General features: G+C 48.6%; 4 protein-coding genes and 2 pseudogenes. 3 read left to right on the top strand and 3 right to left on the bottom strand.

Annotated elements, in window-relative coordinates; all coding sequences use genetic code 11:
• The coding region (locus A8707_RS25620) for an IS6 family transposase (RefSeq protein WP_068819877.1) at positions 1-588 on the bottom strand (588 nt) is incomplete at its 3' end.
• Positions 589-794: 206 nt separating this feature from the next.
• Between A8707_RS25620 and A8707_RS25615 the strand changes: the two are divergent.
• A pseudogene (locus A8707_RS25615) lies at positions 795-1,073 on the top strand (transposase); the annotation flags it as partial.
• 524 nt (positions 1,074-1,597) lie between these two features.
• Positions 1,598-2,413, top strand: coding sequence for a hypothetical protein (locus A8707_RS25610; protein WP_197485075.1), 816 nt, complete (start codon positions 1,598-1,600; stop codon positions 2,411-2,413).
• Positions 2,414-2,452: 39 nt separating this feature from the next.
• Here the strand turns inward: A8707_RS25610 and A8707_RS25605 are convergent, their stop codons facing one another.
• Complete coding sequence (locus A8707_RS25605; RefSeq protein ID WP_068820229.1) at positions 2,453-3,262, bottom strand: PIG-L deacetylase family protein; 810 nt, start codon at positions 3,260-3,262, stop codon at positions 2,453-2,455.
• A gap of 107 nt (positions 3,263-3,369) precedes the next feature.
• A pseudogene (locus A8707_RS25600) lies at positions 3,370-3,688 on the bottom strand (DDE-type integrase/transposase/recombinase); the annotation flags it as partial.
• Between the two features lie 300 nt (positions 3,689-3,988).
• On the opposite strand from A8707_RS25600, the gene A8707_RS25595 reads away from it, so the two are divergent.
• A partial coding sequence (locus A8707_RS25595; protein ID WP_156518885.1) for a DMT family transporter occupies positions 3,989-4,613 on the top strand: 625 nt, incomplete at its 3' end.

The raw sequence follows: 4,613 nt of genomic DNA, 5'->3' as shown, positions 1-4,613 counted from the left end.
TCTCGCTGTGTTGAATGAGCCGAATCCCATCATTGGCTTTGTCAATCGCTTGATGTTGCGGTGATCCTGCTCGATGATGTTATTCAGGTACTTGCTCTGCCGGTATTCTGTCTCTGCTGCCAGCGTTTCATCGCCTTTCAAGGCTTCGACTGCCACCGGATAGGCAGCATTTTTATCGACGGTGATCACGCGGGGTGTTTGAGTATGAGTCGCCTTCAGCACTTTGCGGAAAAACCGGGCTGCTGCTTTACCGTCCCGCTTTGCGCTCAGCATGAAGTCCAACGTGTTGCCCATTGAATCGACAGCGCGGTAAAGATATTTCCACGCTCCTTTCACTTCGATGTAAGTCTCGTCCACTCTCCATGAGTCATTCGTGGGATTCAAGAACGGTCGAATGCGTTTGTCCAGTTCAGGGGCAAATTTCAGCACCCAACGATTGAGGGTGGAATGACCCACCTCAATTCCTCGCTCTGCCATCATTTCTTCCAAATCCCGGTAGCTCAGAGGATAGCGGCAATACCACCGCACATTCAACACGATGATTTCGGGCAAGAAGTGCCGCCATTTGAACAGAGAGTCAGTCGTCATTTAGAGCAAGGCTAGAAAAAATTAAGCTTCCCTACCTTACTATTTTTGCGACACAACCGAATGACACTGAAACAAGGGCATGGTTCAAATGAGGGTAACACTTTTGGAAAAGCCTAAAACGCTAGACCCCCTGATAACTATGGCAAAAATACCTTAGCCCCTTAGGTAAAAGTGTTGCCCTCCAACCTATGCCTTGAACCATGCCGCTTGGTGGGGTCACTCCGCTCAATCATGACAGTGGAAAACGTCGAGGGAAACAGGTCATTTGGGGCGAACGCGCCCAAGTTCGAGCCGTCTTGTACATGGCAACCCTAGTGGCAAGTCGAAGCAATCCAGTGATTAAGGCGTTCTACGAGCGACTCTGTCAGAAAGGTAAGCCGAAGAAGGTCGCATTGACTGCTTGTATGCACAAGCTCTTGATTATTCTCAACGCGATGGTTAAAAGTGCCACCCCTTGGCAACCCAATCTCGTCGAACAGGCTTGACATTTCAGACAATCGCTTCTGCTGTCTTTTGCAGAGAACCAGGCCGAATCGAGATATTTGGAAACCTGATTCATCAAACGACTTCTTGTTTTAATCCAACCGAGCAAGCAAACATTGCAAGTCAATTGGGAACGCCGCTTTCAAGTGCAACGTTGTTTTGAGTCAAACTACGGGAACGTCACTACCGCTTTGTCATACCTGCGTAGCTTCTAGATGGATGAAGGGTATTTTAAGAAATAATCCTAGGAGTTCAGTGCAACTTAATGATGAGTCCAGATAAACTAATCTTTCCTAATTGTCTAAATGAGGTCATCCTTCCTGCAGAATTACCCCCAATCGTTTTAGTTGCGTTTACCCGGCCTGAGCTTCTTGAAGAAGTGCTCTCAGCGATTAGCCAACAATCCCTGTTACCTCAGCAGATCTTAGCTTTTGTAGACGGACCAAGAACTGCAAGAGACGGACCCTTGATTAGACAATGCATTTCATTACTTGAGACGTTCTCTCAGCAAATTCCAGTTGAGATCGTGGTTCGACCTCACAACTTGGGCTGTGACCGAAACGTCATCTCTGCTCTAACAGAGGTCTTTTCTGTTCATTCTACGCTGGTTTACTTAGAGGATGATGTCGTTCCCAATCCTTGCTTTTACGATCGGATGTGTCGGCTGTTGGAAACCTATCGCAATCATCAGCAAGTTTGCTCAGTGTCGGCCTATGCAAACTTTCCGCAAGAATTAGAGCCGCTGATTGAGCGGGATTTCATAGTATCAAACCGAGTGTTTGCGCTAGGGTTTGGAACTTGGGCAGATCGTTGGCACGAGCTTAATCTATCAAATCAACCGCAAGGATATAATCCGTTCAAAAAATTCTACAACATTCCAGCCACCATTCAAACTAAATACACCTTAGTGAATCAGTTTTTCCTGGAAAAAAATATCCAGGCAGACTGGGTGATCACGTTGACACTGAATGCTCTGTTCAACAACCGGGTTCACATTACGCCGAAGGTTTCCTTCGTGCGAAATATTGGCTGCGGACATCCAGAGGCTAAAACCTACAGAGGATCAGAACCGGCTTGGATTAATGCCAGATATGAACCATCAGCCCGTCCGAACTCCTTACCCTCTAGCCTTGAGCTGTCAGAAATCCTCGCATCTCCACTAAAGGGGCTAGCACTGGCTCGGCACTTGGAAAACTATAGTGGACTGTGGCTGAGTCTATCGGCGATCAGGCACTTTTTGTGGAAGTATCCTGGCTTGCAGAATATGGCTGCTTTTCTTAAGCTCTTCTTGTTCCGTCTGCCCATCTTGCTTCGACGTTGGCGGAGTGGATTGCCAATATAGGCAGGGTTAGAACAGAGGAGTTAACCATCCTTGAGAAGGTTAGTGGTCTACTTTAAAGAACACTTCGTAAGGCTGGAAGAACCGTCGCAAGAAGCCTGGGGGTAAAACTGTCCCACCTGCTCCTTCCATCTGTGAATATTGAGAGCGATAGGCTTGAATTGCCTGCCGCTTTTTGCTCTGGACAGATTTGATCGAAAGCCGATAGGAACTAGCGATCTGGGCAAACTTAACCTCTCGGAATAGGGGCGTTTTCCAGATAAGCCAGATCGGGTACTGCAGCAGCTCTACCTCTAGTTTAGAAGCGGCGATTGCCGCCTCGACTAATTCGTAGGTAGCCTCATGATCTTTGCTTCGATCCTGCCGATGCGTGACGTACACTTCACCTGGATGAAAGGCGCAAAGGATTTGGGCTAATTGGTCAATCGTTTGCTGACGCTCTACATCAGGTGCATACTTCAACTTTCCATCTCGTTTGTCTAGAAAGTAGATTTGGGGCTGCTCAACTCCCAGAATTGCCAAGGCTGTCAAAGCTTCCTGCTTTCGAATTGGCGCAATTTCACCTGCTTTGAACTGAGGATGCCAAGTGTGAGAAGCTGCACCATCTGTAATGAAAATCACTTGAACTGGGATTCCCTGCTCTCGCTTTAATGCAATCAGTCCCCCACAGCCAAGGGTTTCGTCATCTTGATGGGGCGCAACAATTAAAGCGGATTTCTGACTTATGGCCATTGGCTTACTTCCGATCGATAAGAGCCAATACTGCAGTAAGCATAGCCATGAAGGTAGTTCGTACTTGCCAATCCAGTGCAGTTTGTTTTGTGCCCGACGAAACAATGGTTTAACTTCCATCAAATAAGCTCGATTGCGAAATGGACGAAGCAGGTTGCTGTCTGCTGAACTCAACAGACCTACAGATAAGCTACTGTAGATCGACACTTCCCGATCTGGGTTGTTCCCAAGACTTGATGGAAAAAGCGGGCAGCAGCCTTCCCATCTCGCTTCGCACTCAGCATGAAATCCAACGTGTTCCCCGCTGAATCCACCGCTCGATACAAGTATTTCCACTCGCCTTTGATCCCGATGTAGGTCTCATCCACCCGCCACGAATCATTGGTCAGCCTCAGATGCGGTCGAACTCGTTTGTCCAGTTCTGGGGCATAGCTCAACACCCAGCGATGGATCGTGGAATGAGTTCGCTTCGCCAAGCTCCGACGGGTAATACCATCGCACATTCAACCCGATGATTTCGGGTTGAATGTGCCACCATCCAAACAGAGATTGAGATGCCCTTTAATTGAGGTCAGAGAAGATAAGCACTCTTTCTTACCCTACCTTTTTGCCACACAACCTCGCGTTGTTGGTCATATGCAAAGCCCCGCTGAGGGCTGAACCGCTCAAGTGAGGGCTCAGGCTCTCGCTTAAGTAATAAGAGTTTGACATGAGTGTGTTTTAGAATGCAGGGCGATCAGGTAAAGCACGCTACAACAGAGGAATTTAGCTGGTCCACTTGCTGCTTAGCCTTGACTGGCTGCAAACTTGATTCGCTTTCCTTATCGTTGCACTTGCAATAGAGCTATGAGCAAACTTTTGCCCTCAAATGCCGCGTCTGATAGAGTAAGTGCCGCCAAACAATGGTGGCGAGGGTTGACCCTTGTCCTGCTCGCGACGCTGTTTCTATCTCTGCAAAATAATTTAGTGAAGCTTGCCCAAGCACCGATCCCGATACCAGTCTTAGGAGGCATGCAAGCAGGCGGCTATGTGACTCCAGACCTCCACAACCCTTTTCAGGTACCACTGCTGGTGCTGCTGGTACGAGTCACTTTTTTGCTCCCCCTCTTGTGGGGGCTGTTGCCGTCTCTGCGACCCGGCGGTTGGCAGGAAGCGCGACAAGTGATGATGGGCAGCAATCACATGCTCAAACTCCGCATCGTCGCAGCTGGCGTGTTTCTTTTCCTTTCCCAGACGCTCAATTATTTTGCGATCTCCAAACTGGGTCCGGCCACCGCTGTCACGCTCTTCTTTATCTACCCAACTATCACGACCCTGCTTGCTTGGTGGTGCTTTGGCGAACGTCCTGCCTGGAAGCAATGGGTCGCCATTGGCTTGATTTATCTTGGTTGTGCCTGGTTAGCTTTCAAAATCCCGGTCGAAGCTTTGGGCACTGATTTACCCAAAGCACTCGCAGCCTTTTCCACCGCTG

It is taken from the genome of Phormidesmis priestleyi BC1401, from assembly GCF_001650195.1.
GTDB classification, from domain to species: domain Bacteria; phylum Cyanobacteriota; class Cyanobacteriia; order Leptolyngbyales; family Leptolyngbyaceae; genus Phormidesmis_A; species Phormidesmis_A priestleyi_B.
Note: the sequence above shows the minus strand (reverse complement) of the source record. Positions and strands in the feature narration are given on the sequence as shown.